Source organism: Streptomyces sp. NPDC048275 (assembly GCF_040652275.1).
In the GTDB taxonomy this organism is placed as follows: domain Bacteria; phylum Actinomycetota; class Actinomycetes; order Streptomycetales; family Streptomycetaceae; genus Streptomyces.
In genome coordinates, this window is the sequence record NZ_JBEZLR010000129.1 from 1 (window position 1) to 25,805 (window position 25,805).

Annotated in this window: 26 protein-coding genes and 1 pseudogene; 13 read left to right on the forward strand and 14 right to left on the reverse strand. The window is 69.6% G+C overall.

Going from position 1 to position 25,805, the window contains the following annotated elements; translation table 11 throughout:
• Window positions 1-123: 123 nt before the first annotated feature.
• Entirely contained in the window at window positions 124-366 is a 243-nt protein-coding gene (locus tag AB0D57_RS42545; RefSeq protein WP_362086822.1) for a hypothetical protein, read from the forward strand.
• Between the two features lie 66 nt (window positions 367-432).
• Here AB0D57_RS42545 and AB0D57_RS42550 read toward each other — a convergent pair whose 3' ends face one another.
• From AB0D57_RS42550 to AB0D57_RS42560, 3 genes are all read right to left on the reverse strand, one after another.
• The gene (locus AB0D57_RS42550; RefSeq protein WP_362086825.1) at window positions 433-1,776 is read right to left on the reverse strand and encodes an esterase-like activity of phytase family protein; all 1,344 of its coding nucleotides are present in this window, start codon (window positions 1,774-1,776) and stop codon (window positions 433-435) included.
• An 88-nt stretch (window positions 1,777-1,864) separates the two neighbouring features.
• Window positions 1,865-3,148, reverse strand: a complete 1,284-nt coding sequence (locus AB0D57_RS42555; protein WP_362086828.1) for an SWF or SNF family helicase — start codon at window positions 3,146-3,148, stop codon at window positions 1,865-1,867.
• Window positions 3,145-5,997, reverse strand: coding sequence for a DEAD/DEAH box helicase (locus tag AB0D57_RS42560; RefSeq protein ID WP_362086831.1), 2,853 nt, complete (start codon window positions 5,995-5,997; stop codon window positions 3,145-3,147). The genes AB0D57_RS42555 and AB0D57_RS42560 overlap by 4 nt, the downstream gene beginning before the upstream one ends.
• A gap of 242 nt (window positions 5,998-6,239) precedes the next feature.
• On the opposite strand from AB0D57_RS42560, the gene AB0D57_RS42565 reads away from it, so the two are divergent.
• Entirely contained in the window at window positions 6,240-7,295 is a 1,056-nt protein-coding gene (locus tag AB0D57_RS42565; RefSeq protein ID WP_362086834.1) for an acyl-CoA desaturase, read from the forward strand.
• Window positions 7,296-7,423: 128 nt separating this feature from the next.
• Entirely contained in the window at window positions 7,424-7,606 is a 183-nt protein-coding gene (locus AB0D57_RS42570) for a hypothetical protein (protein WP_362086837.1), read from the forward strand.
• 231 nt (window positions 7,607-7,837) lie between these two features.
• Here AB0D57_RS42570 and AB0D57_RS42575 read toward each other — a convergent pair whose 3' ends face one another.
• The 3 genes from AB0D57_RS42575 to AB0D57_RS42585 form a co-directional block, all read right to left on the reverse strand.
• Window positions 7,838-8,680 (reverse strand): hypothetical protein, encoded by an 843-nt coding sequence (locus tag AB0D57_RS42575; RefSeq protein WP_362086840.1) that lies wholly within the window; start codon window positions 8,678-8,680, stop codon window positions 7,838-7,840.
• 135 nt (window positions 8,681-8,815) lie between these two features.
• The gene (locus AB0D57_RS42580) at window positions 8,816-9,100 is read right to left on the reverse strand and encodes a hypothetical protein (RefSeq protein ID WP_362086843.1); all 285 of its coding nucleotides are present in this window, start codon (window positions 9,098-9,100) and stop codon (window positions 8,816-8,818) included.
• 159 nt (window positions 9,101-9,259) lie between these two features.
• Window positions 9,260-9,793, reverse strand: a complete 534-nt coding sequence (locus AB0D57_RS42585) for a PadR family transcriptional regulator (RefSeq protein WP_362086846.1) — start codon at window positions 9,791-9,793, stop codon at window positions 9,260-9,262.
• A gap of 125 nt (window positions 9,794-9,918) precedes the next feature.
• Between AB0D57_RS42585 and AB0D57_RS42590 the strand changes: the two genes are divergently transcribed.
• Window positions 9,919-10,677 (forward strand): alpha/beta hydrolase, encoded by a 759-nt coding sequence (locus AB0D57_RS42590; RefSeq protein WP_362086849.1) that lies wholly within the window; start codon window positions 9,919-9,921, stop codon window positions 10,675-10,677.
• Window positions 10,678-10,687: 10 nt separating this feature from the next.
• Here AB0D57_RS42590 and AB0D57_RS42595 read toward each other — a convergent pair whose 3' ends face one another.
• Window positions 10,688-11,296: a class I SAM-dependent methyltransferase gene (locus AB0D57_RS42595; RefSeq protein ID WP_362086852.1), complete on the reverse strand. Its 609-nt coding sequence runs from the start codon at window positions 11,294-11,296 to the stop codon at window positions 10,688-10,690.
• Between the two features lie 144 nt (window positions 11,297-11,440).
• Between AB0D57_RS42595 and AB0D57_RS42600 the strand changes: the two genes are divergently transcribed.
• From AB0D57_RS42600 to AB0D57_RS42620, 5 genes are all read left to right on the forward strand, one after another.
• Window positions 11,441-12,214 (forward strand): MHYT domain-containing protein, encoded by a 774-nt coding sequence (locus AB0D57_RS42600; RefSeq protein ID WP_362086855.1) that lies wholly within the window; start codon window positions 11,441-11,443, stop codon window positions 12,212-12,214.
• A gap of 64 nt (window positions 12,215-12,278) precedes the next feature.
• Complete coding sequence (locus AB0D57_RS42605; RefSeq protein ID WP_362086858.1) at window positions 12,279-14,810, forward strand: sensor histidine kinase; 2,532 nt, start codon at window positions 12,279-12,281, stop codon at window positions 14,808-14,810.
• On the forward strand, window positions 14,807-15,244 hold the full coding sequence (locus AB0D57_RS42610) for a roadblock/LC7 domain-containing protein (RefSeq protein WP_362086861.1): 438 nt from the start codon (window positions 14,807-14,809) through the stop codon (window positions 15,242-15,244). The genes AB0D57_RS42605 and AB0D57_RS42610 overlap by 4 nt, the downstream gene beginning before the upstream one ends.
• Before the next feature lie 19 nt (window positions 15,245-15,263).
• Complete coding sequence (locus tag AB0D57_RS42615) at window positions 15,264-15,659, forward strand: DUF742 domain-containing protein (RefSeq protein WP_362086864.1); 396 nt, start codon at window positions 15,264-15,266, stop codon at window positions 15,657-15,659.
• 173 nt (window positions 15,660-15,832) lie between these two features.
• Window positions 15,833-16,438 (forward strand): ATP/GTP-binding protein, encoded by a 606-nt coding sequence (locus AB0D57_RS42620; protein WP_362086867.1) that lies wholly within the window; start codon window positions 15,833-15,835, stop codon window positions 16,436-16,438.
• A 39-nt stretch (window positions 16,439-16,477) separates the two neighbouring features.
• Here the strand turns inward: AB0D57_RS42620 and AB0D57_RS42625 are convergent, their stop codons facing one another.
• Window positions 16,478-16,906 (reverse strand): PPOX class F420-dependent oxidoreductase, encoded by a 429-nt coding sequence (locus AB0D57_RS42625; RefSeq protein WP_362086869.1) that lies wholly within the window; start codon window positions 16,904-16,906, stop codon window positions 16,478-16,480.
• 92 nt (window positions 16,907-16,998) lie between these two features.
• On the opposite strand from AB0D57_RS42625, the gene AB0D57_RS42630 reads away from it, so the two are divergent.
• Together AB0D57_RS42630 and AB0D57_RS42635 are read left to right on the forward strand one after the other, a co-directional pair.
• Window positions 16,999-17,412, forward strand: coding sequence for a roadblock/LC7 domain-containing protein (locus AB0D57_RS42630; RefSeq protein WP_362086872.1), 414 nt, complete (start codon window positions 16,999-17,001; stop codon window positions 17,410-17,412).
• Between the two features lie 128 nt (window positions 17,413-17,540).
• Complete coding sequence (locus tag AB0D57_RS42635; RefSeq protein ID WP_362086875.1) at window positions 17,541-18,473, forward strand: DUF6397 family protein; 933 nt, start codon at window positions 17,541-17,543, stop codon at window positions 18,471-18,473.
• A gap of 14 nt (window positions 18,474-18,487) precedes the next feature.
• On the opposite strand, the gene AB0D57_RS42640 is transcribed toward AB0D57_RS42635, so the two are convergent.
• Window positions 18,488-19,354 carry an acyl-CoA thioesterase II gene (locus AB0D57_RS42640; protein WP_362086878.1) on the reverse strand — a complete coding sequence of 289 codons (867 nt, stop codon included), beginning with the start codon at window positions 19,352-19,354 and terminating at the stop codon, window positions 18,488-18,490.
• A gap of 19 nt (window positions 19,355-19,373) precedes the next feature.
• Window positions 19,374-21,887, reverse strand: a complete 2,514-nt coding sequence (locus AB0D57_RS42645; protein ID WP_362086881.1) for a DUF3516 domain-containing protein — start codon at window positions 21,885-21,887, stop codon at window positions 19,374-19,376.
• Window positions 21,888-22,032: 145 nt separating this feature from the next.
• Here AB0D57_RS42645 and AB0D57_RS42650 point away from each other — a divergent pair, with 145 nt between their 5' ends.
• Both AB0D57_RS42650 and AB0D57_RS42655 read left to right on the forward strand, forming a co-directional pair.
• Entirely contained in the window at window positions 22,033-22,827 is a 795-nt protein-coding gene (locus AB0D57_RS42650) for a metal-dependent hydrolase (RefSeq protein ID WP_362086884.1), read from the forward strand.
• 599 nt (window positions 22,828-23,426) lie between these two features.
• Window positions 23,427-23,580, forward strand: a pseudogene (locus AB0D57_RS42655) (DUF397 domain-containing protein); the annotation flags it as partial.
• 85 nt (window positions 23,581-23,665) lie between these two features.
• On the opposite strand, the gene AB0D57_RS42660 reads toward AB0D57_RS42655, so the two are convergent.
• The 4 genes from AB0D57_RS42660 to AB0D57_RS42675 all read right to left on the reverse strand — a co-directional run bounded on the left by AB0D57_RS42660 (window position 23,666) and on the right by AB0D57_RS42675 (window position 25,470).
• Window positions 23,666-24,154: a hypothetical protein gene (locus AB0D57_RS42660; RefSeq protein WP_362086887.1), complete on the reverse strand. Its 489-nt coding sequence runs from the start codon at window positions 24,152-24,154 to the stop codon at window positions 23,666-23,668.
• Window positions 24,155-24,268: 114 nt separating this feature from the next.
• A complete protein-coding gene (locus tag AB0D57_RS42665; RefSeq protein WP_362086890.1) occupies window positions 24,269-24,463 on the reverse strand; it encodes a hypothetical protein in 195 nt (64 codons plus the stop codon).
• 208 nt (window positions 24,464-24,671) lie between these two features.
• Window positions 24,672-24,947 carry a type B 50S ribosomal protein L31 gene (locus tag AB0D57_RS42670; protein WP_362086893.1) on the reverse strand — a complete coding sequence of 92 codons (276 nt, stop codon included), beginning with the start codon at window positions 24,945-24,947 and terminating at the stop codon, window positions 24,672-24,674.
• Window positions 24,948-24,975: 28 nt separating this feature from the next.
• Entirely contained in the window at window positions 24,976-25,470 is a 495-nt protein-coding gene (locus tag AB0D57_RS42675; protein ID WP_362086896.1) for a DUF5709 domain-containing protein, read from the reverse strand.
• Between the last annotated feature and the right edge of the window lie 335 nt (window positions 25,471-25,805).

The window sequence follows — 25,805 nt, forward strand, 5'->3', positions numbered from 1 at the left end:
ATCTCTTATTTTTTTTTTGTTTATATTTCTTTCTTTTTTCGGCTCTATCCATCCCCCGCGGGGGGGGGGGGGTGGGGTGGGGGGGGGGGCGGGGGGCCCCCCCCCCCCCCCCACGCCGAAGTCGTGAAGGTGGCGGAGCTCAACGGCGGTTACACGACGGACGCCGCTCTCAGGACTGCCGCGTCGGCTCTGTGCAAAGCGCCCCTCGAGCGCAAGGCCGCTCACCAGTCCGCGGGCACCGTGCGCGGCACCCTGGTGCAGTACCCGGACTCCGGTGGCTACGAGACAGGCATCGACAAGGTCGCCTGCAGCCTGGCCGCGGACATCGGCGGTGGCACCCACGAGCTCACCCAGCCCCTGACGTGACCGGCACGCGCGCGTGGCCGCCGTTCGCGGCGCACGCACGCGTGCCGTACGAAAAGAGCTCCGGGGTCAGATCCCGCGCGGCAGCCGCACGTACGTGACCGTCGTCTCGATATCGCTGTCGACCAGCCGACCCTGTGCGTCGAACGCGTCCGTCCCGTCGGTCATCCCGAAGTCGTTGTCATTGATGAGGGCGAGTGTGCCGTGGTCCACGCGCGCGATGCCCTCGATCTTGCCCGGCACCCCCGCGACCGTCCCCAGGTCCACGACCAGACGCTTGCCCAGCACCGGGACGCCGGAGGCCGCCGGATCGTCGAGCTGTTCCAGGGAGGGAGACGTCGTGTCGGTGTCCCACGGGCCGCCCAGGATGTCCGCGCTCCGTGTGAGCTTCACCAAGTGCACCCGGGCCGCTTTGTCCGTGCGTTCCTCCACGAGCAGCCGGTCACGGCCGACGGCCACCACGGAGGAGATCTTCAGTTCGGACGTGTCGTCCTCGCTCGGGTCGACCACGTTCACCGGGTCGAACCGGTAGGCGTACTCGGCGGTGACGGCCCGCTTCTTCGGGGAGAAGCGCAGCAGCCGCGTCGTGCGCGAGGCGTCTCCCGCGTCGCCGTCCGGCAGCGAGAGCGGGCTCTGAACGGCCATCACCAGGTCACCGCCCGGCAGTTGGGCGAGTCCTTCGAAGCCGCGATTGATCTTCCGGTGCAGCAGGACGGCGGGCAGCGCCTCGACCACGGGGTAGTCCGCCCCGGTGAGGTTCAGCCCCTTGGGTACATAACGCGTAAGGACCTTCCCGCGCGCGGAGACATGGACCAGCGAGGGCCCGTACTCGTCGACGAGCCAGAAACTGCCGTCCGCCGACCGCACGATGCCCTCGGTGTCCACACCGTTCGGGTTGTACGTGAGCGGGGTCTGCGCGGCATAGGAGTACGGCGCCTCGTCGCGCCCCGCCTGGTTGGACAGTCCGGTGACCGGCTTCCCGGCGGACGTGGTGATGGGGATCGCGTCCAGTACCTTCACCGTGTCACCGGACACCCGGATCTTCACGATCGCCGGGTCGAAGCCTGGCACCGGGAACGTACGGCGCTTGGTGCCGTTTACCTTGATCTGCCCGTTGGGCCCCCGGTCGGTGACCGTCCAGAACTCGCCCTTGCGCTCGGCCGGGTAGATGTCGCTGCCGATCCCACCGAGGTCCACGCCTCGGTCGTCGGCCACAGTGCCGGACAGCAGGGTGTTGCTGAACGTGCCCAGAGAGATGTCGCCGAGTGTCGCGGTGCGCGTCACCCGCGGCAGTGACGGGTTGCCCTGTGCGCTCGCGTCGCCGACCGCCACGAAGGCGGCCAGCATCGCGAGCGGTACGCCCGCGGCGACGGATCGGTGGATGCGGCGCCTGCCGACGGCATGCGGGGACATCGGGCCTCCTGGGCGACAAATTCATTGACAGCGGCCAGAGTCAGCCCCTGCGCCGAACGTCGCGCGACCTCAAGGTGAACCTGAGGCGTCAGCCATTGATCGGGTCGCCGCTCGGGTCTCCCTCCGCTGTGGCGAGAGCCGTGGCCGGATCCCCGACCGCCGGTCCCGCGGGCGTCCAACGGCCCCGTTCCTTGCGGTACGGCCACCATCGCCCGTCCCGTCCCAGGCGCAGCTGGGTCGGCTTGTCGACCACGGTCCAGCGGTTGCGGGCGGCGCGCAACCGCGGCCGCTCGTCCTCCTCCCAGGCCGACTTCAGAGCGGCACGCGCGCGTGCCAGTGCTTCGGCCTGCACGGTCCACTCGTCCTCGAGGACGGACAGCGCGACGGCACCCCCGTAGTGCCAGGCGCGCACGGCGAGCGCCAGTTCCTGCCGGTCGCGCCCGGACCCGTCGGCGAGCCGCTCGGCTATCGCACGCTCCGGGCCCGCCGCCGCAAGCCGGACCGCGTCCTGTGCGAGCGTCAACTCTGCCTCTACCGTGCGCTGTCCATGACCGGGCTGGAGTGCCTCGGCGAGCAGCCGGTACGCCGCTGTCGCAGCCGCGGCGGCCAGGAACTCCACGGCGGACGGGTCGACGCCGGGTGCGGGCGCGGCCTCGGTGTCCAGGGAGGGCGGCAGGCCGGGTCGCTCGGGCAGTGCCGGAAGGGAGGGCAGGGGCGGCAGGATGGCTCCGACCGCGTACGCCTCGGCGGCATCCACGCCTTCCTGAGGGGGGTCCGGCGCTCCCAGCGGGTCCTGCGCGGTCGCGGTGCTGCGCAGGTGCAGCTCGTCCAGCAGCACGCGCTCGGCACGCCCGCGCATCAGCAGCAGGGCGAACGGATCCTGGTCCAGCAGCCGAGCCATCTGATAACAGAGCGCGGCGGTGTGCCCGCAGTGGTCCCAGGCCCCGCATTCGCACTCGGCTTCCAAGTCACCGAGACCCGGCAGTAGTTCGACACCCGCAGCCGCCGCGTCCTCGACCAGATGCGGCGGCATGTCTCGGTCGAGCAGCGCCGCGACGTGCCCGGCCCGCTCGACGGCCATGTCCAAGAAGCGGTCCCACTGCTCCTCGGACAGCTCCTGAAGCAGTACGTCCGCACGGTGCGCGGTGCGGTCGCGGTTGTGGACGACTGCCGTGATGCGCCCCGGACGCACCGACACGGCTCCCACCGCCCCCGCGCGCGCGAGTCGGCGTCCCGTCCGCACCTGTTCCGAGTCCAGCGCAGCGTCCTCCAGCGCCTTCAACCAAGCCTGGCCCCACCACGTCCGCGCGAAGCCCCGACCGTGCGCGGGTGGCAGCGCCGCGAACGTGTACTCCTCGTTCCGATCCGTCATCGTGCGCTCCCTCGCAGCTCCACCAGGTCGGCCAGTTCGGCATCGGTCAGCTCCGTGAGCGCCGCCTCACCGGCGCCGAGGACCGCGTCGGCCAACTGCTGCTTGCGCCGCAGCATCTCCGCGATGCGGTCCTCGATGGTTCCCTCGGCGATCAGCCGGTGCACCTGCACGGGCCGACTCTGACCGATGCGATACGCGCGGTCCGTGGCCTGCGCCTCGACCGCGGGGTTCCACCAGCGGTCGTAGTGCACGACATGCTCGGCCCGCGTCAGGTTCAGCCCCGTGCCCGCGGCCTTCAACGACAACAAGAAGACGGGAATTTCGCCCTCCTGGAAGCGCTCCACCATCGCCTCGCGCTCGCTGACGGGCGTCCCTCCGTGCAGGAACTGCGTCGACACTCCGCGCGCCGCCAAATGGCGCTCGATGAGGCGTGCCATCCGCACGTACTGGGTGAAAACCAGAACACTCGCTCCCTCGGAGAGGATGGTGTCGAGCAGTTCGTCCAGCAGTTCCAGCTTCCCGGACCTGCCCGGGATCTTCGGCCGATCCTCCTTGAGGAACTGTGCCGGGTGGTTGCAGATCTGCTTCAGCCCGGTGAGCAGCTTCACGATCAGGCCGCGCCGCGCCATGCTGTCCGCGCCCGAGATCTCCGCGAGGGTCTCGCGCACCATCGCCTCGTACAGACCTGTCTGCTCCTTGGTGAGCGACACGGCTCGGTCGGTCTCGGTCTTCGGCGGCAGTTCGGGCGCGATCCCGGGATCCGACTTGCGGCGCCGCAGCAGGAACGGTCGCACCAGCCGCGTGAGCCGCTCGGCCGCCGCGGGATCCTGACCACCCTCGATGGCCTGCGCGTACCGCGTCCGGAAGGCGCCGAGACTCCCGAGCAGGCCCGGCGTCGTCCAGTCGAGGATCGCCCACAGTTCCGAGAGGCTGTTCTCCACCGGGGTGCCGGTGAGCGCCACGCGCGCGCGTGCACCGACGGTGCGCAGGGCGCGTGCCGTCGCCGAGTAGGGGTTCTTCACATGCTGGGCCTCGTCCGCGACGGTCAAGCCCCACGGCACTTCGCCGAGCCGTGGTGCGTCGAGCCGCATCGTGCCGTACGTGGTGAGCACGAACTCCCCGTCCGCCAGGCCCTCCAGGCTGCGCCGACCGCCATGGAAGCGGCGCACCGGCGTGCCGGGCGCGAACTTCTCGATCTCTCGCTGCCAGTTGCCCATCAAAGACGCCGGACAGACCACGAGTGTGGGACCCGCGGTCGACTCGTCGGTCTGTCGGTGCAGATGCAGGGAGATCAGCGTGATTGTTTTACCCAGGCCCATGTCGTCGGCCAGGCAGCCGCCCAGTCCCAAGGAGGTCATCCGGGCCAACCAGTCGAGGCCACGCACCTGGTAGTCCCGCAGCGTCGCGGTGAGCGCGGCGGGCTGCCCCACCGGCTCCTGTCCCTCCGGGTCTGTGAGGCGCTCCCGCAGCGTCGCCAGCCACCCCGTGGGCTGTACGTCGACTTGGCGGCCGTCGACCTCCGTGGAGCCCGTCAGAGCGGCGCTCAGCGCGTCGATGGGCGTGACCTTGCGGTCCTGCTGCGCCCTGGCGCGGCGTACCTCCTGCGCGTCGACGAGGACCCATTGGTCGCGCAGCCGAACCATGGGGCGGTTCGCCTCGGCGAGTTGGTCCAGCTCTTGGCGCGTGAGCTGCTGATCGCCCAGCGCGAACCGCCAGTTGAAGGACAGCAGCGTGTCCACTGACAGGAACGACGGCGTGTCCGACGCGACCTTGTCCGGCCCCCGCTCGCCGTCCGGCGGGCCGATGACGGCCCGGGCGGTCACCTTGCGAGCCAACTCCTTCGGCCAGTGCACGTCGACGCCGGCGGACGCCAGCTGGCGGGTGCCTTGGCCGAGGAGTTCGGTGACCTCCTCGTCGGCGAGTTCGACGGCATCCGGCACCGTCGCCGAGAGCAGCGGCGTGAGCGGCGGCCAGACGCGGGCCGCGCGGCGCAGGGCCAGCAGAACGTCCATCCGCGCGCGCGGGCCGAATGTGGCCGAACCGGCCCAAACGGCGGAGGCATCCGCGACAAGACCCGGATCGCTCACGCTGTGTACCTGCAGCACCCCGCGAAACGGCAGCCGCGTCTCGTACGGCAGGACCGACGCCAGCCCCGGCACCTCGACGCGCAGCGAGATCCGTACGCCCGTGTCGTGCCCCGCGGCGACGTCGGCGGCCCAGGCGCGCTGCTCGGGCACAGAGTGCGGTTCCTGCGCCGCGAAGGCTGGACCGGTCGCGGCGAGCGAGGCGGCGGGGGAGCGGGGCAACGCGTCGGCGACCGCGTCGAGGAAGGCGCGCAGCAATCGCTCCGGTTCGGGCATGCGCAGCGGCTCCGCGCCGTCCACCGGTACCGCGTGTGCCTCGGGCGGCATCGCGGCGGCGAACTCGCGGATCCGCTCCAGGTCGTCGGCGCGCAGCGGACCCGCCCGCCAGGCGTCGTGGTCGTCGTCGGTCAGTCCCGGCAGCAGCAGTCCACGCGCGGCGAGTTGGAGGGCGAGCATGGCGGCCGCGCCCCAGAAAGCGGTCGCCCGGTGCGCCTGCGCGGCGCCGCGCGCGCGTGTGAGGACCGGCAGAGCGGCGCGCACAGGGAGGAGGGCGGCAGGCACGGTCACGAGTTCGACACCGTCGCCTGCGGGCAGCACCACGGTCAGGTCCTCGACGGAACCGGACGTCACCGCGGGAGGGGCATCGCCGTCGGGCTGCCAGAAGGCGACGCTGCCGGTGCGAGACGGATCTGCCGGTACGAACACGGCACAGCAGCGGGCCAGTTCGGAGATCTCGGCGGGCGTTGCCGCAGGAATTCTCTGCACGACGATGGCGCATTCCTCAAATTTGACTACCGGGGGTGGTCGAGGTTACAGCACTCCGCGGGACTGGCAGGGACGCCCGTGCCGTGAGGTGACTCACCTCGATTCAAGGGTGTACCTAGCCCCCCTTGAGGGGCGGGGTGTGCCTCAGTACGCGCACGGGTGGTGGCGTCATGGTCGCCGAGGGTCACTGATTCGTACGTTTCATCAGGTCAGCCCGTTCCTTGAGAGACCGGAGACCCGCCATGCCCCAGACCGCCGCAGCCGTCACGGAACACCCTCCAGGGACGATCGTGGGGCAGACCCCCGGAAGCGAGTTCGCACCTCTCCTGCGCACCGTCAGGAGTCAGGGTCTACTGGACCGGCGCCGCGGCTGGTACGCGTTCGCGATCAGCATGAACGCGCTGGCCCTGGCCACTGTCGTGACGGGCGTCGTCCTGATCGGCAACTCCTGGTGGGCCCTGCTCCTCGCCCCCCTGCTCGCGCTGTTCTCGGCCCGGACGGCTTTCATAGGCCACGATGCCGGCCACTCCCAGATCACCGGCACCAAGGCGATCGGCCGCGTGATCGGCCTGATCCACGGCAACCTGCTCCTGGGAATGAGCTACGCCTGGTGGAACGACAAGCACAACCGCCACCACGCCAATCCGAACCACATCGACAAGGATCCCGACGTCGTCACCGACGTCCTGGTCTTCACCGGCGAGCAGGCCAGGGACCGGGTCGGCTTCCGGCGCTGGCTCACCCGCAACCAGGCCTGGCTGTTCTTCCCGCTCACCCTCCTGGAAGGCGTGGCGCTGAAGTTCCACGGCTTCCAGGACCTGCGTCGGCAGGCGCCCCGAGAGCGGGCGGTGGAGGCCCTGCTGTTGGTGGCTCACGTCGTCGCGTACGCGACTTTGCTGGTCACCTCCCTGTCTCCCGGCAAGGCCCTCGCCTTCGCCGCGGTGCACCAAGCACTGTTCGGCCTGCACCTGGGCATGGCCTTCGCACCCAACCACAAGGGCATGGAGATGCCCGACCCGGACGGCGAGCGTTGGAGTCATCTGCACCGCCAGGTGCTCACATCGCGCAACATTCGCGGTGCCGTGCTCACCGACTGGTTCCTCGGCGGCCTCAACTACCAGATCGAGCACCACCTGTTCCCGAGCATGCCCCGACCCCATCTGAAACTGGCCCAGCCCTTGGTGCGCGCACACTGCCAAGAATTGGGTATCCCCTACGCGGAAACCGGGCTCGTCGACTCCTACCGGCAGGCCCTGCGCCACATGTACGAGGTCGGCGAGCCCCTCAGGGCCGAGTAGCCACGACGGCTCTCAGGGGTAAGTAGGGGCGCGTCTCAGGGATGACTCAGGGTCGCGCTCCGGAACCGTGCGGAGCGCGGACCCGTTTTCAGGGCAGAGAGCGGCAGCAGCCGCGAAGGAGGCGACACATGTCGAAGAACGCGAAGATCGCCGCAGGAGGTGTGGCGGTCGGCCTCGTCCTGTTGTACTGGCTGCCCTGGTGGGCCGCCTTCTTGATTGTGCTGGGAGTCCCGGCGGCCGCGTATCTGGCGCTGGACCCCTCGCAGCGGCGCAGGCTGCGCCGCGTCACCCGCAAGGAAATAGGCCGCTGAGGCGTAGCCGAGCCGGTGCGTCTCCGATCGGCCTTCAGGAGACGGCCACATCGCCGTTCGCGGGCCTGCCGACGGTACGGTCCGCGGGCGGCTGCCGCGCCCCGCGGAAATCCTCTGCGCGGCGGAGCGCCGGTCCGCGACGACGACCGGCAACGGACGCCCTCCTCGTCGACCCGTACGCGAGCCTCTGACAGTGGTCCGAGCCACCGGTATCCGGCGTGGCGCGGTCGCTCAGCTGGGGCGTACGGCCATCTTGTCGAGGGCCTCCAGGAGGCCTGGCAGTGCGGGTCCGCGGCCGACGGGCAGGACCTCTCCGGGTTCCTCGTCGAGGAGGACGAACGCAATGTCGTCTGTCCGGGCGACCATGGACCAGCCGGGGCCGTCTGCGCGCAGGGTCCGAGCGTCGCCCGTGGCGAAGGACGAGCGGACCCGGCCGAGCGGCGGTGGCGTGTCCACGTAGGACTGGGCCTCCGCGAGCACCCGGCGGACACCGCTCAGGGGCTCGTCGCCGCTCCCGGTGTCGTCCTGAGGGGCGTCCTCGGCCTGAACCTTGTCGTCCGACCTGACGAAGTCTGCGTTGTCGATCTGCTCCCGCCAGGTCGCCCACTGCAGTGCGATCTCGTCGGCACCGAGGCGCCGTTGGGCCGGTCCCCAGGTGGTGGTGTCCGGAGGGCTGAGCGGGGGCCGCTCCATGAGCTCGGGTCCGGGGTCGTGCGGGGCCGGCACCCCAGGAGCGGCGACGGCGACCGCCAAGGGCCAGCCGGGCAGCGCGGAGACGACCGAACGCTCGTCCGGCGACAGCTCGTGCTCCATGCCGCAGTCCCAGGAGGCGATGGCGACGGCGACCAGTGAGACGTCGTCGACGACGACCGTCCACCGCGCACCGTCGCCGTCCTGGCCGAGCACGAGACCGTACCCGTCGGCCAGGGGCGCCAGGTCGAGCGCCGCGCAGGCCTCCGGGTAGTCGTCTCCCAGCACGCTGGGGAACTTCGCGGGCGTCAGCAGCACCGCCGTCAGCACATACAGTGCGTCGTCGTCCCCGGTGGCGACGGCGTCATCGTCCGTCCCGGCCATCCCAGCCTCCCCATCGCTACGTTCGTCGGCGCACCTTAATGCGACCGGAAGGCGCTTGTCACGAGCCCCAAGCACACGCGGAGCCGTAGTTGTCGGGTTGGACAGGGACGAAACGACCACCACGGCCCACCGGGGTCAGGCGACGGGCAGTCCGAGCAGTGTCCGCGCCACCGTCCGGGGCGACTCGTCGCGCTCTCGCGCCAGGGCGATGACGGCACGGCAGGCCAACTCGTTCACCCCGAACGACAACGCCTCCGGCGACACCCAGGCCGCGGCCTCGTCGATCTGCTCCTGATCATCCTCCGCGCACGCCGACACATACGCCGCAGCCGCCTCGAACAGGTTGTGCGCACGTTTCTCCGGGCGTTGCTTCGCGGTCCGCTGCGCCTCGAATCGCTCGGCTGTTCTCTGGAGCCACATTTTTCGGAGTCTGCCGAACGTACCGGACATTGGGCCACCTTCCCCCTGCGCGGTTGCCATCGCTGACCGTTCATCTGTTCCTACTCAACGTAGAGTTGAAGCTGCGGCGGTAGAAGAGGGACTGCGCGGTGAAGCCTTGCGAGCGAGTCGAACGCGGTCTCACCGGCCACTCCCGTCGAGTGAGTCGATGGTGTCCCGCAGCCAGGACAGCTCGGCTCGGCTTGTGGCCCGCGCGATGGTGAGGATGCCGCGTCGGAAGGGATCGTCCAATTCCTCGGCGCGCAGTGGCCGGTCACCTTCGTAGAAGAAGCTCGCGGGTTCCTCGAGGAAGGCGAGCCGACGGCGCAGTACCGAGGCCTGCGCTGCCGGATCATCCAGGTGTCTGAGGAAGGCGAGCACCGTGAACCAGCGGTTCTCGTCGGTGATGTCGCGCTGCGCGGGCCCGGTGAGTCGGCGGAGCAACTCGCGTCTGCCTTCCTCGGTGAGCGAGAGGACATGGCGAGGGGCGGCCACGGAGCCGGGCTGGGTCTCCCGCGCCAGCAGGTCAGCCTTCTCCAGCCGCTTGATCGCGGGATACAGCGTGCTCTCGGCGACGGGCTTCACATGCCCGGTCAGCGCGGTGATGCGCTTGCGCAGCTCGTAGCCGTGCAGAGGCGAGTCGTGCAGAAAACCGAGGATGGCCAGTTCCAACATGCTTCGCATTCTGCCGCATGCCGCTGTACATCTCTTCCTCTATACCTCTCTTCCTCTATACCTCGTTGTCGATGTATCCTCCTGGAGGCATAAGAGGCGATGAAGCGACACGAAGGGGGAGCGCCATGAAGCAGGCCGAGTTCGACGAAGAGGGCAGCTGCATCCGCTGGACGCAGGCGGCGGGTGCTGAACCCGCGCGGGTTTTTGTGCATGGCCTGGGGTCGGCGTCGACGGTCTACCACGCCCACATCGCGGCCCGGCCCGGACTGGTCGGCCGCCGCACCTTGTTCGTCGACCTGCCCGGTCACGGCATCAGCGACCGGCCCGAGAATTTCGGCTACTCCCTGGAGGAGCACGCCGACGCCCTGGCGGCCGCGCTGGACGAAGCCGATGTCACGGGGGCGGAGCTCGTCGCGCACAGCATGGGAGGCACTGTCGCCATCGTGCTCGCCCACCGGCGGCCCGACCTCGTGTCCAGGCTGGTCCTCACGGAAGCGAATCTCGACCCGTACCCTCCGGCCAGGGCGGGAAGCAGCGGCATCGCCTCCTATGAGGAGGAGGACTACGTCGAAAACGGCGGCCACGCGCGCGTGCTCGACAAGGTCGGCCCCTCATGGGCGGCCACCATGCGACTCGCCGATCCACGCGCGCTGCACCGCACCGCCACCGGGCTCGCACGCGGCACGCACCCGACGATGCGCCAGATGCTCGAGGAGCTGACGATGGACCGCGTGTACCTCCAGGGCGAGCTGAGCGGGGAGCCCGCAGGCAGAGAGGGACTGGAGGCCGCCGGGGTGCGGATGGTGATCGTGCCCGGTGCGGGTCACAACGTCATGTTCGACAACCCCGATGCCTTCGCGGCCGAGGTCGCGGGCGAGGCCTGAAGCCCCGGATTCAGCCTTGGCGTACGGCCAGCGCCAGGAAGCGGGCGTCCTCGTCGATGTATGACGTCATGTCCCATCCGGAACCGGCCAGCAGGGGACCGAGGCCGGCCTCTGCGCGCAGATCGTCCGGCGTGATCCGGCGGCCCTGACGTGCCGCGAGCGCAGCCCGGCCGATCGGGTGGAACAGCGCCAGCGTGCCACCGGGCCGCACCACCCGTGCCAACTCCCGCAGATTCGCGGCGGGGTGGGGCAGATGCGCGATCAGGCCCGCTCCGAAGACGGCGTTCAGTGACTCCGTGCGGAGCGGCAGCCGGGTGACGTCGGCGAGCAGCAACTGCCCGTCGTGGTTCCGTCCGGCCCGTACTGCGGCCTCCAGCATGGCCGGGGTCAGATCGACCCCGACGACCACTCCGGAGAGCCCCACGGCCGCGCGCAGCGGCGGCAGGGCGCGCCCGGTGCCGCAGCCGGCGTCGAGCACGCGGTCGCCCTCGCGCAAGCCGAGTTCGGCGACCGCGGCCGCGTAGGCCGGCCCGTCGTCGGGGAACCGGGTGTCCCAGCCGGCCGCGCGCGCCGCGAAGAACTCCTGGACGTGTGTGTGGTCGTCGCTCATGTTCCGCATGATCCCTCACCGGACACGAAGTACGACGCGGTGCACACGTTCGAGCGTGACGCGATCGTTCATGTACCTCTCCGTGTCATATTTCAACACCTTTCGAAATGCGCCCCCTTTGCGCGCCCCTGCCCGGACTAGCGTCCCTGAGCCATGGGACACCTGGACCACGCCGCCTTCGGCTGGCTGACACCCGTGCTGTCGTACGTGATGGCCTGTATAGGCGCCGCCCTGGGGCTGCGCTGCACCGTCCGCGCCCTCGGCGCCACAGGACGCTCGCGTCGCAACTGGCTCCTCACCGCCGCCTCCGCGATCGGCACCGGTATCTGGACGATGCACTTCGTGGCGATGCTCGGCTTCAGTGTCGGCGGTACGGAAATGCGCTACAACGTGCCGCTGACCATCCTCAGCCTGCTCGTCGCCATGGTCGTCGTCGGCGCGGGCGTCTTCGCCGTCGGCTACGGCCGCGACCGGGGCCGCGCGCTCGTCCTCGGGGGACTCACCACCGGGCTCGGCGTCGCGAGCATGCACTATCTGGGCATGGCCGCGCTGCGGCTGCACGGCGGCGTGCGATACGACCCGATGCTCGTCGGGCTCTCCGTCGTGATCGCCGTGGTCGCGGCGACCGCGGCCCTGTGGGCGGCCCTCAACATCAAGTCACCCGTGGCGGTCGCCCTCGCCTCCCTCGTCATGGGAGGAGCCGTGAGCAGCATGCACTACACCGGAATGATGGCGGTGAGCGTGCGCGTCAGCCCCTCCGGCGAGGCCCTGCCCGGGGCCACGGCGATGCAGTTCATCTTCCCCCTCGCTGTCGGCCTCGGGTCCTATCTGTTCCTGACATCGGCGTTCGTCGCGCTGTCGCCGACAGCCGACGAGCGCGAGGCATCCGCATCGGCCCAGCGACCGGTCGAGAGCGTTGCCCGCTAGCGGCGGGCCGGGAGCCACGACGGCCCGGAAGGCACGCCCCCGATCCATTCCGAGCGAGGAGGCCATGCGTACACCCCGTAGGACCCCCAGAGCCGGCGCCGAGCCGCCGCCCCAGCCTCCCGTGCGCGGTCGCCGCGCACACGCGGGCCCGCCTGCCGACGAGCACGCCGACCTCGACGAGTACTCCACGGAGATGCCGCAGACCCCCACGCGCGCGGGACGATGGCGCATCCGCCCCCGCACCGTGCGGGCCAAGATCGTCTGCCTTCTGATGGTGCCTGTCGTCTCCCTGCTCGCCCTGTGGGCGTACGCCACGGTGACCACCGCCCAGGACGTCGCGCGGCTGCGGCAACTGCAGCGCGTGGACTCCACGGTCCGTGCCCCGGTCGACGCCGCCGTCGCCGCACTGCAGACCGAACGTGCTGCAGCTGTCCGCTATGCGACCGACCCGGCCGCCGGGCAACAGAGCGACTTGAAGACGCTGGCGGGGCGCACCGACCGCGCGGTGGCGAAGCTGCGCCTGGGCGACCGCAATAACACCGTTGCCGACGGCGCCGACCTGCCCGCCGGAGTGGCCGGGCGTCTGGACGCCTTCGTCACCGGAGCCGAGCAACTACGGACCCTGCGAACCGCCGTCCTGGACCGCCGCACCGGATGGGACGTGGCCTATGGGCAGTACACCAAGACCATTTCGACGGCCTTCGCGGTGGGCGGCGCGCTCACCGGCATCCAGGACGCCGATCTGGGCTCCGACGCGCGCGTGCTGCTCGAATTCTCCCGGGCGGGGGAGGCACTCGCTCAGGAGGACGCGGTACTGGTCGGCGCCCGCCTCGCGCACACCCTCGACGGAGAGCGACTGCGGCTGTTCACCGGGGCGGTCAACACCCGGCGCACCCTGACCGACGCCGCCGCTGCGGACCTGCGCGGCCCCGAACGAGACGCCTGGCGCCACCTCGTGGAGGGGAGCGCGTACGCCGACGTACACGCTGTCGAGGACAAGGTGCTCGCGTCCCAGCCCGGCGCCAAGGCGATCGCCGCCGCACCGGAAGCAGACTGGAGTACGGCCCACGCGCGTGTGCAGGACGAAATGCGCACGATCGAGGCGAAGGCGGGCCGCGGTGTCGCGGACCGGGCCGACCCGTTGACCCGCGGTCTGCTGACACCCGCCGGCGCCGCCGTGCTGCTCGGTCTCGCCGCCGTCGCCGCGTCGCTCGTCATCTCCGTACGCATTGGACGCGGCCTTGTCGTCGAGCTGGTGAGCCTACGCAACAGTGCCCTCGAGATCGCCCGACGCAAACTCCCCGAAGCCATGCGCAGGCTGCGCGCGGGAGAGGAGATCGACGTCCGTGCCGAGGCCCCGCCCGGGCCGCCCTCGGAGGACGAGGCCGGACAGGTCGCAGAGGCCCTCGGCACCGTGCACCGAGCCGCCCTGCGCGCCGCCGTCGAACGCGCGGAGCTCGCCAGCGGAATCTCCGGGGTCTTCGTCAACCTCGCCCGACGCAGCCAGGTGCTCGTGCACCGACAACTGAACCTGTTGGACAGCATGGAGCGCCGGTCCGAGGACCCGAACGAGCTGAGCGACCTCTTCCGGCTCGACCACCTCACCACCCGCATGCGGCGCCACGCGGAGAGTCTCATCATCCTCTCCGGCGCCGCACCCGGCCGGGCCTGGCGCATGCCTGTCTCCCTGACGAACGTGGTCCGCGCCGCCGTGTCCGAAGTCGAGGACTACGCGCGCGTGGAGGTGCGACAGCTCCCCGAGGCGTCCGTCGTGGGTGCCGCGGTGGCCGACCTGACCCACCTCCTCGCCGAAATCATCGAGAACGCCGCCCAGTTCTCGCCGCCGCACACCCGCGTGCGGATCTCCGGCGAGCCGGTCGGCAACGGCTACGCCGTGGAGGTCGAGGACCGAGGACTCGGCATGGGCAAGGAGACACTCGACGAGGCCAACCGGCGCATCGAACAGTCCGAGGCGCTCGACCTGTTCGACAGCGACCGGCTCGGCCTCTTCGTGGTCAGCAGGCTCGCGGCCCGGCACGGCATCAAGGTGCACTTGCGGACCTCGCCCTACGGCGGCACCACCGCGGTCGTTCTGCTGCCCACGGCGCTGCTGCACGGGGGTGCGGCGGAACGCTCCCCCCAGAACGACAACGGAAAGCCCACGGAACGCGAGTACGCGCGCGTGTCGGCCGCCACGGAACAGGACTCCGTCCAGGCACCCACCGAGCGACCCGCCCTGGTGCCTCCTCTGCACACCGCTGTCGAATCCTCAGCGAACGGCTCACCCGAACCCCCGCCACCTGGAGTCACCACCTTGCGGCTGCACCGGTCTGCGGACGGCTCCGAAGAGTCCGACGACCTCCCACGGCGCGTGCGGCAGGCGAACCTCGCACCCCAACTGCGAGAACAGCGGCCCGAGGAGCCGGCACAAGCCGCGGGCCCCCAAGGCGACGACGAGCGCACCCCCGAACTCGTACGGGACCGTATGGCGGCCTATCGCGCCGGCTGGACACGCGGCGGCGGCAAAGCACCCGGTCTCGGCGCCACCCCCGGTCCCGAGGCGGGCCGCGACAGCAGCGAAGGAGACCCCGCATGATCCAGGACCCGAGCACGAGGGCCGACCAGCGGTCCGGCGAACTCGACTGGCTGCTGGACGACTTGGTGCTGCGCGTCGCCGAAGTGCGGCACGCGGTGGTGCTGTCCAACGACGGACTCGCGGTGGGCGCGTCAACCGGCCTGAGGCGAGAGGACGCCGAACACCTGGCCGCCGTCGCGTCCGGCTTCCACAGCCTGGCCAAGGGGGCCGGTCGCCACTTCGGTGCCGGAGGCGTGCGCCAGACGATGGTGGAGATGGACGACGGCTTCCTGTTCGTGGCAGCCGCGGGCGACGGCTCGTGCCTCGCCGTCCTCACCAGCGTCACTGCTGACATCGGCTTGGTGGCGTACGAGATGGCGCGGCTGGTCAAACGTGTCGGCGAGCACCTCTACGCGGCGCCGCGCGCAGCCGCGCAGCCGCCCGCCGCCGGATGACCGCGGGCGGTCGGTGCAGATGACCGAGGACATGCCGGGCAGCCAGTGGTACGACAGCGAGGCGGGACCGCTCGTCCGCCCCTACGCGATGACGGGCGGTCGCACCAAACCAGGCCCCACAGGGGTGCGCTTCGACCTGATCGCGCTGGTCACCCTCGACAAAGGCGCACCCGGAGTCGACGACGACACCTTGCTCGGGCCGGAACACCGGACCCTCATCGACCTGTGCCGTATCGAGACACAATCATTGGCCGAACTCGCCGCGGGCGCGGATCTGCCGGTGGGTGTGGTCAGAGTGCTGCTCGGCGACCTTCTGGAACTGGGCTGCGTCACCGTCAGCCTCCCGGTGCCGCCCGCGCAGTTGCCCGACGAGCGCATCCTCCGCGAGGTGATCGAGGGATTGAGGGCGCTCTAGATGAACCACGTCGGCTCGTCCTGCACCGCGTCGTGGATATATCCAGACATCAAACGGGCGCGAGTCGGTCGCAACGGTCAAATAGTAGTCCAATGCCTCAAACAGGAGCCGCAGTTGCCATGATGCTGACTCCGAGCATCCGCACCATTCCGTTCACCCGAGAGAAGTGATCGATGGTCTCCGAAAACTCCGACGCCGCGGATGGCGAGACGACCGCCCTGGCGTTGAAGATACTGGTCGCCGGCGGGTTCGGCGTGGGCAAGACCACCCTGGTGGGCGCGGTCAGCGAGATCAGGCCGCTGCGCACCGAGGAACTGCTGAGCGAGGCGGGCCAGACGGTGGACGACACAGACGGCGTGGATCAGAAGGTCACGACAACCGTCGCGATGGACTTCGGGCGCATCACCATCCGGTCCGGGCTTTCCCTCTACCTCTTCGGCACGCCGGGCCAGGACCGGTTCTGGTTCCTGTGGGACGAGCTGTCGCAAGGCGCGCTCGGCGCCGTCGTCCTTGCGGACACCCGGCGTCTCGAGGACTGCTTCCCAGCGGTGGACTACTTCGAGCATCGGCACATCCCGTTCGTGGTGGCCGTCAACTGCTTCACGGGTGCCCGCGCCTACGGTGCCCAGGACGTGTCCCGCGCACTCGACCTCGACCAGGGGACACCCGTGGTCCTCTGCGACGCCCGTGATCGCGACTCCGGCAAGGAGGTGCTGATCCGGCTCGTGGAGTATGCCGGGCGGGTGCACACCGCCCGGCTGCTCGACTCCGTCGGCTGAGGCCGCCGAGAATCTCCCGGCGGAGCCCTCCACAGGGATCTAATCCGCCACGGCGGAGTAGGCCAGAACCTTCTCGATCCTTACGCGGACGAGAAGTTCGCCAGGAACCCCGTTGCGTTTCCCGAACTCCTCCGCGCGGTCCTCGCCCATATAGCGGGCGCCGATCCGAGCGGCCCAGTGACGCAACTCGTCAAGTTTCTCCGACAGTTCGGCCCGGCCCTCCAGCACCACGAAGTCGAACGGCGGCCGGTCCTCGTCCACGCAGAGGGCGACTCGGCCGTCGCGGGCCAGATTCCGTCCCTTGACACTCTCCTTCGCGGTGTTGAAAACCACGTCGTCCCCGTCCAGCAGAAACCAGATCGGCGTCACATGCGGACTCCCGTCGGCCCGAACGGTCGACAACTTTCCGGTGCGGGTGCCGTGCGAGACGAAGGCCCGCCATTGCTCGTCGGTCATCTTCTGTGCCATGTCCCCATCCTCCTTGCCCGGGCGGCAGCTGTGGGGAAGGCTGGCTGGTCGAATCCTCCGGCCGGGGGAGTGACGAAACGGGGAGACGGACCATGGCGCAGAACACGGGACTCAGCTGGCTACTGGACGACCTCACCGAGCGCGTCGAACACGTCCGGCACGCGTTGGTGCTGTCCAACGACGGGCTGGTGACGGGCGTGAGCACAGGACTTCGGCGTGAGGACGCCGAACACCTCGCCGCGGTCTCGGCGGGTCTGCACAGTCTGGCCAAGGGCTCCGGACGCCACTTCGGCGCGGGCCAAGTGCGCCAGACGATGATCGAGTTCGACGACGCGGTGCTTTTCGTCACCGCGGCGGGCGCCGGCAGCTGTCTGTGCGTCCTCAGCGCCGCGGAAGCCGACATCGGCCAGGTCGCCTACGAGATGACTTTGCTCGTGAATCGAGTCGGCGAGCACCTCGGCGTGGACGCACGGCAGCCCGAGCGCACACCCACTGTAGATCTCTGACCTGCTGATATGTCGATGCGGCCAGAGTTATCCACAGGCTCGCCGCGAGATCCGCCGAACCGGCTACGGTTTTTCTCGAAGCAAGCGCATGCCAGCGCGAGCACCTCACTCCACGGGGGAGAGCCGCCATGTCCGGCAACACCATCACGCAGTCCGCCACGTCGTCGCTCAGCCGTGCCGCGCGAGAACTCGAGCTCAAGCGCCGGGAGTTCGACCTCGCTGTGCAGCTCGGGTGCGTCCGTACGGTGCCCGATGAAGGAGGTGGAGGACGCCGGGTCGCCCGTGCGGAGATCGACCGGGTGCGGTCCGAGGACGGCTTTCCCGAGGCACTGCGCGAGCGTGTCAAGGCCGTCGGTACCACGCAGGGCGCCGCGCTCATGGACGTGACGACTGCCCGGTTCACGCGGCTCGCGCGCTTGGGTCTGGTGGTGCCTGTGACCTTCTATCTGAATCGCTATCGGGCCGTGGTCTGGCTGTACCTGGTCGAGGAGCTGCGTCAGTTCGCGGCCGACGAGCGGAACGCCGCGGTGCTGAGCGGCCGTACGCCTGAGGGACTCCGCGATCAACTGGAGACCGGCCTGGACCTCCGCCCCCGCAACTGGCGGGGACGGCACATGGGTTTCCTGCTGCGGCAGACGGAGGACCCCTGGGCACGGGCCGCGGCCGTGGCCTCCCTGCTCGACGCCCTTCAGGTGGCGGAGATCGTCAGGGATCCGTACGAACGCGCCTATCTGAACCGCTTCCGGCCCGAGCGAGCCTCCCACGGCACGCCCGATTCTCCCGCCGCGCAACTCGCCTCGCGGATCATGACGGCGGAGGACCCCGACGAGATCAGCTGGCTCCGGGCCGACTTGGGCCAAGCCGTCGCCGAAGCCCGGGAACTCCGCCCTGCTCCGCGCCCGGCACCGAAGGCGTCACCATCCGAGACGTCACGACTGGTGCTCTCACCGCCGGTCGCCTCACGGCCGGGGCCAGAAGTCCCGGAGGCTCGGCCCGTGGCCGAGCGGCCCGAGCGCCCACGGAGGCTGCTCGGGTGGCTGAGCCGCCGCAGAAACGCCTGACTGCCGGGCCGGCCCTACAGCGCCCGAAACAGCCCCTCCTGAACGACCGAAACGAGTAGGCGTCCCTCCACGTCGTAGATGCGCCCGCGGGCCAGTCCGCGTCCGCCCGTCGCGATGGGTGACTCCTGGTCATACAGGAACCACTCGTCTGCGCGGAACGGCCGATGGAACCACATGGCGTGGTCCAGCGAGGCCATGTCGAAGCCACGCGGACCCCACAGCGGTTCCACCGGGATGCGGACGGCGTCAAGGAGGGTCATATCGCTCGCGTAGGTGAGCGCGCAGGTGTGCACGAGCGGGTCATCACCCAGTGGCCCCACAGCACGCATCCATACCGCGCTGCGCGGCTCAGCGTCCTTGATCTCCTCGGGGGTCCAGCGCAACCCGTCCACATACCGGATGTCGAACGGCTGGCGCCGTGCCATGCGCTCCAGCGCCTCGGGGAGCGCGCCCAAATGCTCCTTGATCTCCTGCGACACCGTCGGCAGCGACTCGGGATCCGGGACCTCGCGGGCCGGCGGCAGCTGGTGCTCGAAGCTCCCTTCCTCAGGCTTGTGAAAGGAGGCGGTCAGATTGAAGATCGTGCGGCCCTGCTGCACGGCCGTGACACGACGGGTCGTGAACGACCTGCCGTCACGGACCCGCTCGACCTGGTACACGATCGGCACGCCCGGGATGCCCGGGCGCAGGAAGTACGCGTGCAGTGAGTGCACCGGTCGGTCGCCCTCCGTGGTGCGCCCGGCGGCGACCAGGGCCTGGCCGGCCACCTGGCCGCCGAACACGCGCTGCAGGGACTCCTGCGGGCTGCGGCCTCGGAAGATGTTGACCTCGATCTGCTCCAGGTCGAGCAGATCGACGAGGCTCTCGGCTGGGTTCGTCATGGGTGGGATTCTCCTGTGCTTACAACTGGCCGACGTCGGTGACCTTGACGACGGCACGGCCCTCCGCGTCGGAGGCCGTGAGATCGACATCCGCGCTGATGCCCCAGTCGTGGTCGCCGTTCGGGTCGGCGAAGGTCTGACGGACGCGCCACAGGCCGTTCTGCGGCTCCTCCACGATCGACAGCAGCTTCGGACCACGGGCGTCGGGACCGGTTCCGAGGTCTTCGTACTCGTCCCAGTACTTGTCCATCGCCTCGCCCCAGGCATCGGCGTCCCAGCCGGCGTCGGCGTCCATCTCGCCGAGCTCGTCGACGTGGTCGAGCGCCGCGAGCTCGACCCGGCGGAACATCGCGTTGCGGACCAGGACGCGGAAGGCGCGTGCGTTCGAGGTGACCGGCTTGACCTGGTCGGCCTTCTCCTGCGCCTCCTCGGCTGTCATCTCCTCGGGGTTGGCGAGCTGCTCCCACTCGTCGAGGAGGCTGGAGTCGACCTGGCGCACCATCTCGCCGAGCCAGGCGATCAGGTCCTCCAGGTCCTCGGACTTGAGGTCGTCCGGGACGGTGTGTTCGAGGGCCTTGTAGGCACTGGCGAGGTAGCGCAGGACAATGCCCTCAGTGCGGGCGAGCTCGTAGAAGGAGACGAACTCGGTGAAGGACATGGCGCGTTCGTACATGTCACGGATCACGGACTTCGGCGACAACGGATGGTCGCCGACCCACGGATGGCTCTTGCGGTAGGTGTTGTAGGCGTGGAAGAGCAGTTCCTCCATCGGCTTGGGGTACGTCACGTCCTGGAGTCGCTCCATGCGCTCCTCGTACTCCACGCCGTCCGCCTTCATGGCGGCGACGGCCTCGCCACGCGCCTTGTTCTGCTGGGCCGCGAGGATCTGCCGTGGATCGTCCAGCGTGGACTCCACGACGGACACCATGTCCAGGGCGTACGAGGGGGACTCGAGGTCCAGGAGATCGAACGCGGCGAGCGCGAAGGTGGACAGCGGCTGGTTGAGCGCGAAGTCCTGCTGCAGATCGACGGTGAGTCGCACGATGCGGCCCGTGGCGTCCGGCTCGTCGAGCTTCTCGACGATGCCGCCGTCGAGGAGCGAGCGGTAGATCGCGATCGTCCGCCGGATGTGCCGCAGCTGCTGCCTGCGCGGCTCGTGGTTGTCCTCCAGCAGATGCCGCATCGCCTTGAAGGCGTTCCCCGGTCGGGCGATCACCGAAAGGAGCATGGTGTGGGTGACCCGGAAGCGGGAGGTGAGCGGCTCGGGTTCGGAGGCGATGAGCTTCTCGAAAGTGTTCTCCGTCCAGCCGACGAAGCCCTCGGGAGCCTTCTTACGCACCACCTTGCGGCGCTTCTTCGGGTCGTCGCCCGCCTTGGCGAGCGACTTCTCGTTCTCGATGACGTGCTCGGGCGCCTGCGCCACGACGAAGCCCGCTGTATCGAAACCCGCACGCCCGGCACGGCCGGCGATCTGGTGGAATTCGCGCGCGCGGAGCGTTCGTACCCGGTTGCCGTCGTATTTCGTCAACGCCGTGAACAGCACGGTGCGGATGGGGACGTTGACACCGACACCGAGGGTGTCCGTACCGCAGATGACCTTCAGGAGACCGGCCTGGGCCAGCTTCTCCACCAGCCGTCGGTACTTCGGCAGCATGCCCGCGTGGTGCACACCGATGCCGTGGCGTACGTACCGGGAGAGGTTCTGGCCGAACTTGGTGGTGAAGCGGAAGTTGCCGATCAGCTCGGCGATCCGGTCCTTCTCCTCCCGCGTGCACATGTTGATGCTCATCAGAGCCTGCGCCCGCTCCACGGCCTGTGCCTGGGTGAAGTGGACGATGTAGACCGGAGCCTGCTTGGTCGCGAGCAGTTCGGTGAGCGTCTCCGTCAGCGGAGTCAGCACGTACTCGTAGGAGAGGGGCACCGGCCGGGTTGCCGAGCGGACCACCGACGTGGGGCGGCCGGTGCGCCGGGTGAGGTCCTTCTCGAACATCGAGACATCACCGAGCGTCGCCGACATCAGGATGAACTGCGCCTGCGGCAGTTCCAGGATCGGGATCTGCCACGCCCAGCCGCGGTCGGCCTCCGCGTAGAAGTGGAACTCGTCCATCACGACCTGGCCGACATCGGCGTGCTTGCCGTCGCGCAGCGCGATGGACGCCAGCACCTCGGCGGTGCAGCAGATGACGGGGGCGTCAGCGTTCACGGAGGCGTCGCCGGTCAGCATGCCGACGTTCTCGGTGCCGAAGATCTTGCACAGCTCGAAGAACTTCTCCGAGACGAGCGCCTTGATCGGTGCCGTGTAGAAAGTGACCTCGTCACGGGCGAGCGCCGCGAAGTGCGCACCCGCGGCGATCATGCTCTTGCCCGAGCCGGTGGGCGTCGAGACGATCACGTTCGCACCCGAGACCACCTCGATCAGCGCCTCCTCCTGGTGGGGGTAGAGCGTGAGACCGCGTTCCCCGGCCCACGACTCGAAGGCTTCGTAGAGGGCGTCGGGATCTGCGGTCTGCGGCAGCTGATCGATAAGGGTCACGCCCCCATCTTGCCTGCCAACCGTCTCGATGGGGGAATCGGATGCTTGTCCGAAGATCACGAACGCTACGCTGTGGCACCGGCGAAGCGTCAACGTACGTGGGCAACTGGACAGCGGTACAAGAGGAATGGGGCGGGGAACGGCCATGATGGGACCAGCACACTCACTCTCGGGAGCCGCTGCCTGGCTCGGCGTCGGTGCGGCGGCGGCCGCAGCCGGTCACACCATGCCCTGGCCGGTTCTCCTTGTCGGCGCCCTGATCTGCGCCGGTGCCGCGCTCGCCCCCGACCTGGACCACAAGGCGGCGACCATCTCGCGGGCCTTCGGACCGGTCTCACGGGGCTTGTGCGAGATCGTCGACAAGCTCTCGTACGCCGTCTACAAGTCGACCCGCAAGCCCGGCGACCCGCGGCGTTCCGGCGGCCACCGCACGCTGACGCACACCTGGCTGTGGGCGGTGCTGATAGGCGCGGGCACCTCGGTCCTGGCGATCACGGGCGGACGCTGGGCGGTCCTGGCCATCCTCTTTGTACACATGGTGCTGGCCATCGAGGGGCTGCTGTGGCGAGCCGCCCGTGGGTCCAGCAGCGACATCCTGGTCTGGCTGCTGGCGGCGACCAGCGCCTGGATCCTCGCCGGAGTCCTGGACAAACCGGGCAATGGCTCGGACTGGCTGTTCACCGCGCCGGGCCAGGAGTACCTGTGGCTCGGGCTCCCGATCGTCCTGGGCGCCCTGATACACGACATCGGGGACTCGCTGACAGTGTCCGGGTGCCCGGTCCTGTGGCCGATCCCCATCGGCCGCAAGCGCTGGTACCCGATCGGCCCGCCCAAGGCGATGCGCTTCCGGGCCGGCAGCTGGGTCGAGCTCAAGGTACTGATGCCCGTGTTCATGCTGCTGGGCGGGGTGGGCTGCGCGGCGGCGCTCAACGTCATCTGAACTCGGGCTGCGGTGCCCCTCCCGCAGACCGACAACGTGGTGGTCAGGTGTCGGCCCAGGTATCCGATCCAGATCTTCCCCGAGCCGCCGCCGGTGTCGTGGTGGAAGTGCAGCCGAGGGGAGACGCTGCCTGGGTGATCCAGTTTGATGTGGGCACCCATGAAGATCACCCCGCCCGGGCTCACCGACACCGGGACGGGCAGCTCGCGCTCGGCGCGCATCCTCGCGTTGTCGCTGAGGGAGTCGGACTCCCAGAGGGGCACCTGATGGGCGGAGACCGTGTAGACGCCCTGGGCGGAGTGAGACAGAGCTCGCGGAAGCGGTCGTACCCCTCCGCCCGGCGGCATGCGTAGTCATCGAGTGGTCCACGTGCCGCGGCCCGGCTGCGGTCGGCACCGACCGAGTTCGACCGGGCCGGGGGCGTGCAGGTTGGGCGCAGGCACGGCAGGTATCCAGCAGGATGCCCCTCGGTCGCCGACGCCCCGGTTCGGTGTCCCCGCCATGATGGTCTGGCGGAGCGTGCAACTTCCCGTGTTGTACGGCAGGTTGAAAAGAACCTCAGGTCTGTTGGACAGACTGCGAGGAGAGCTGCGAGCGCGATGGAACTCGTCTGGTTCAAGTCCAGTTACGGCGGCGCCAGGGCGACGACTGCGTGGAGGTCGCGGTCGCCGAACAGGCCGTCCAGGTAAGGGACTCCAAAGATGTGACCACCTTCCCTTCGCGGTTGCGCGTGTGGGGTGGTCGCAGTTGGTGGCGGACGCCCGAGCCTGCGTGCGTCGTGGCGATTCGCGGATCTGTGTCCGTGCGGGCGCCCCCTGCTGTGCGGCTGATGGTCCGCTCAGTGGTGACTGACTTGTGGGGCGCTCGTGCCGACGGGGGAGTCAGGCATCCGCAGCAGCCCGCTCGCCTTGGCCACCTTACGGAGCAGGTCGATCGGATAGTGATGGGGGATCTTGATCCCTGCCCGGCTGGTGAGGAGTGGCCCACCATGCGCGTGGTCACGGGGAGGACGCCGATGGGGGAGATATGTGTTGATGGCGCCACGGATCAGTTCAGGGAGCCCTACGAAACGCTGGTGGCCGCGGGAGTCGTACAGCCGCAGGATGTCGGGGCCGCTGCCGATGTCGCGGGTCGTGGCGAGGTCGTCGAGAGTGAAGCGCAGGATCTCGGCGGACCGAAGCCCGAGGCCGACCTGGAGGTAGCCGCAGACGCGGTCCAGGTGAGGCTGTGGTGAGTCGGTCCGGCCGCGCTCGTCGAAGGCGGCGAGGAGGACAGCGGCCTGCCAGGGGTCCAGACGGGACGGGGTGAGTTGCGCGGCACTGGTCAACCGGGGGCCGTGCGCAGCCGGGTTGTACGGGATCGCGTTCTGGCGTACCGCGTAGGCGTAGAACGAGCGAACTGCGGAGATGCTCTGCGCGGTTGACCTATGGGGCGCTCCGGGCTAGTGGGCCCACAGTGCGATGTGCTGCGGGCCGACTCTGTCCCAGCCGAGGCCCTGTTCGACGCAGTGGGCCGGCCAACGTGCGGCGGAACGATGGTAGTTCTCACGAACACGCGCCGGATAGGTACTCGTCTCCAGCCACTCCTGGAGCATCTCCTGGGGCTGCCCGTCCACCACGTACACCTCCCGGCTCATCGTTCCACGCGGCGGGTCCCCATGGGCGCTGTGTGCCAGACCGGTCACGCCGAGGGCATCACACGATCGGATGACATGGCGATGGCGATGGCGATGGCGACGGCGTCGGCGTCGGACAGGACGGTTGCGGGGCGGAGATCGTGGCTGATCCGTTGTCGATCGCCGCCCGCCGCGCCGCGCGGCTACGGACGTGGACGGGCGTGGTCCCTTACGCCGGTTTGTCTCCGGGGGCTTCCTGCCCCGCACCTCCGTAGCGCCTCTCGAACTGGGCGATGCGGCCCTCCGAGTCCACGGTCCGGGCCTTGCCCGTGTAGAACGGGTGGCTCTCCGAGGAGATCTCGACGTCGACGACCGGGTACGTCTCGCCGTCGTCCCACTCGATGGTCCGGTCGCTCGTCGCGGTGGAGCGGGTGAGGAAGGCGTAGCCGGCGGCACGGTCGCGGAAGACGACGGGGTGGTAGTCGGGCTGCTTGTCCTGCTGCATGGATCCTCCTTGAGGGTGTGGGGGCCGGTCAGCCGGACGGGGTGTCCTCTCTCACCTCTCCCTCCTCTTCCTCGTCGACGATGTGCATCGCGGCCTCCTCGGCCGAGGCCGCGGCGCCGTCGATGCCCACGTCGGTGGCGATCAGCCCGCTCTCCTCGTCCTCGTGCGCCCCTTCGTCGGGGGCGACGAGACGGCCGGAGCGGGCGCCGCCGACCTCGTTGTCCAGGGGCTCGCCGTCGGTGCCCTGGCAGTCTCCGATGCCGTCCCCGCCGGGTTCGGCGATGTCGGGCAGTTCTTCCGCGAGGCGCTGGTCCAGGGTCTCGCCCTGTCGACGTTCCGTGGCCGTCACCCCGTACCCCTCCACCGCCCACGGCCGCTCCGGCGGAGACCAGCCCCGGTCGAGGGGGTCACCGACGCCGTCGGTGAGCAGGGTGTCCTCGGCATCGAGCAGACCCGCGTCGTCCTGTACCTCGGATCCGTCGGGCTGGTAGACGTCGTCTCCCCATCCGTCGGCGCTGTCCACGGGTACCTCCAGGTGATGCGGGCGAACCCGGTCCCGCCGTGCTCCACGGCAGGCGCGCGGGCCACTGTGCACAGGCCGCGCCCCTCGCGAACCGGGTGGTTCCCGGGCGTGCCCCGAGCCGGTGCCACATCCAGCCTTCCACCCCCCTTCGGCACCGCGCAACGCCACACGGTCGGACCATGGCACCCGTCCGCCCACGGAGGGACGACCGGAGGGACGACCGGAGGGACGGTCGGAGGGCGCGTGAGTTTCGGGAACCGGCGCGTGGCACGGCGCGGCTGCCCTTCGGCGTCGGGCGCGCTCACGGCGTCGAGCGTGGTCGGCTCGCCGCTCGC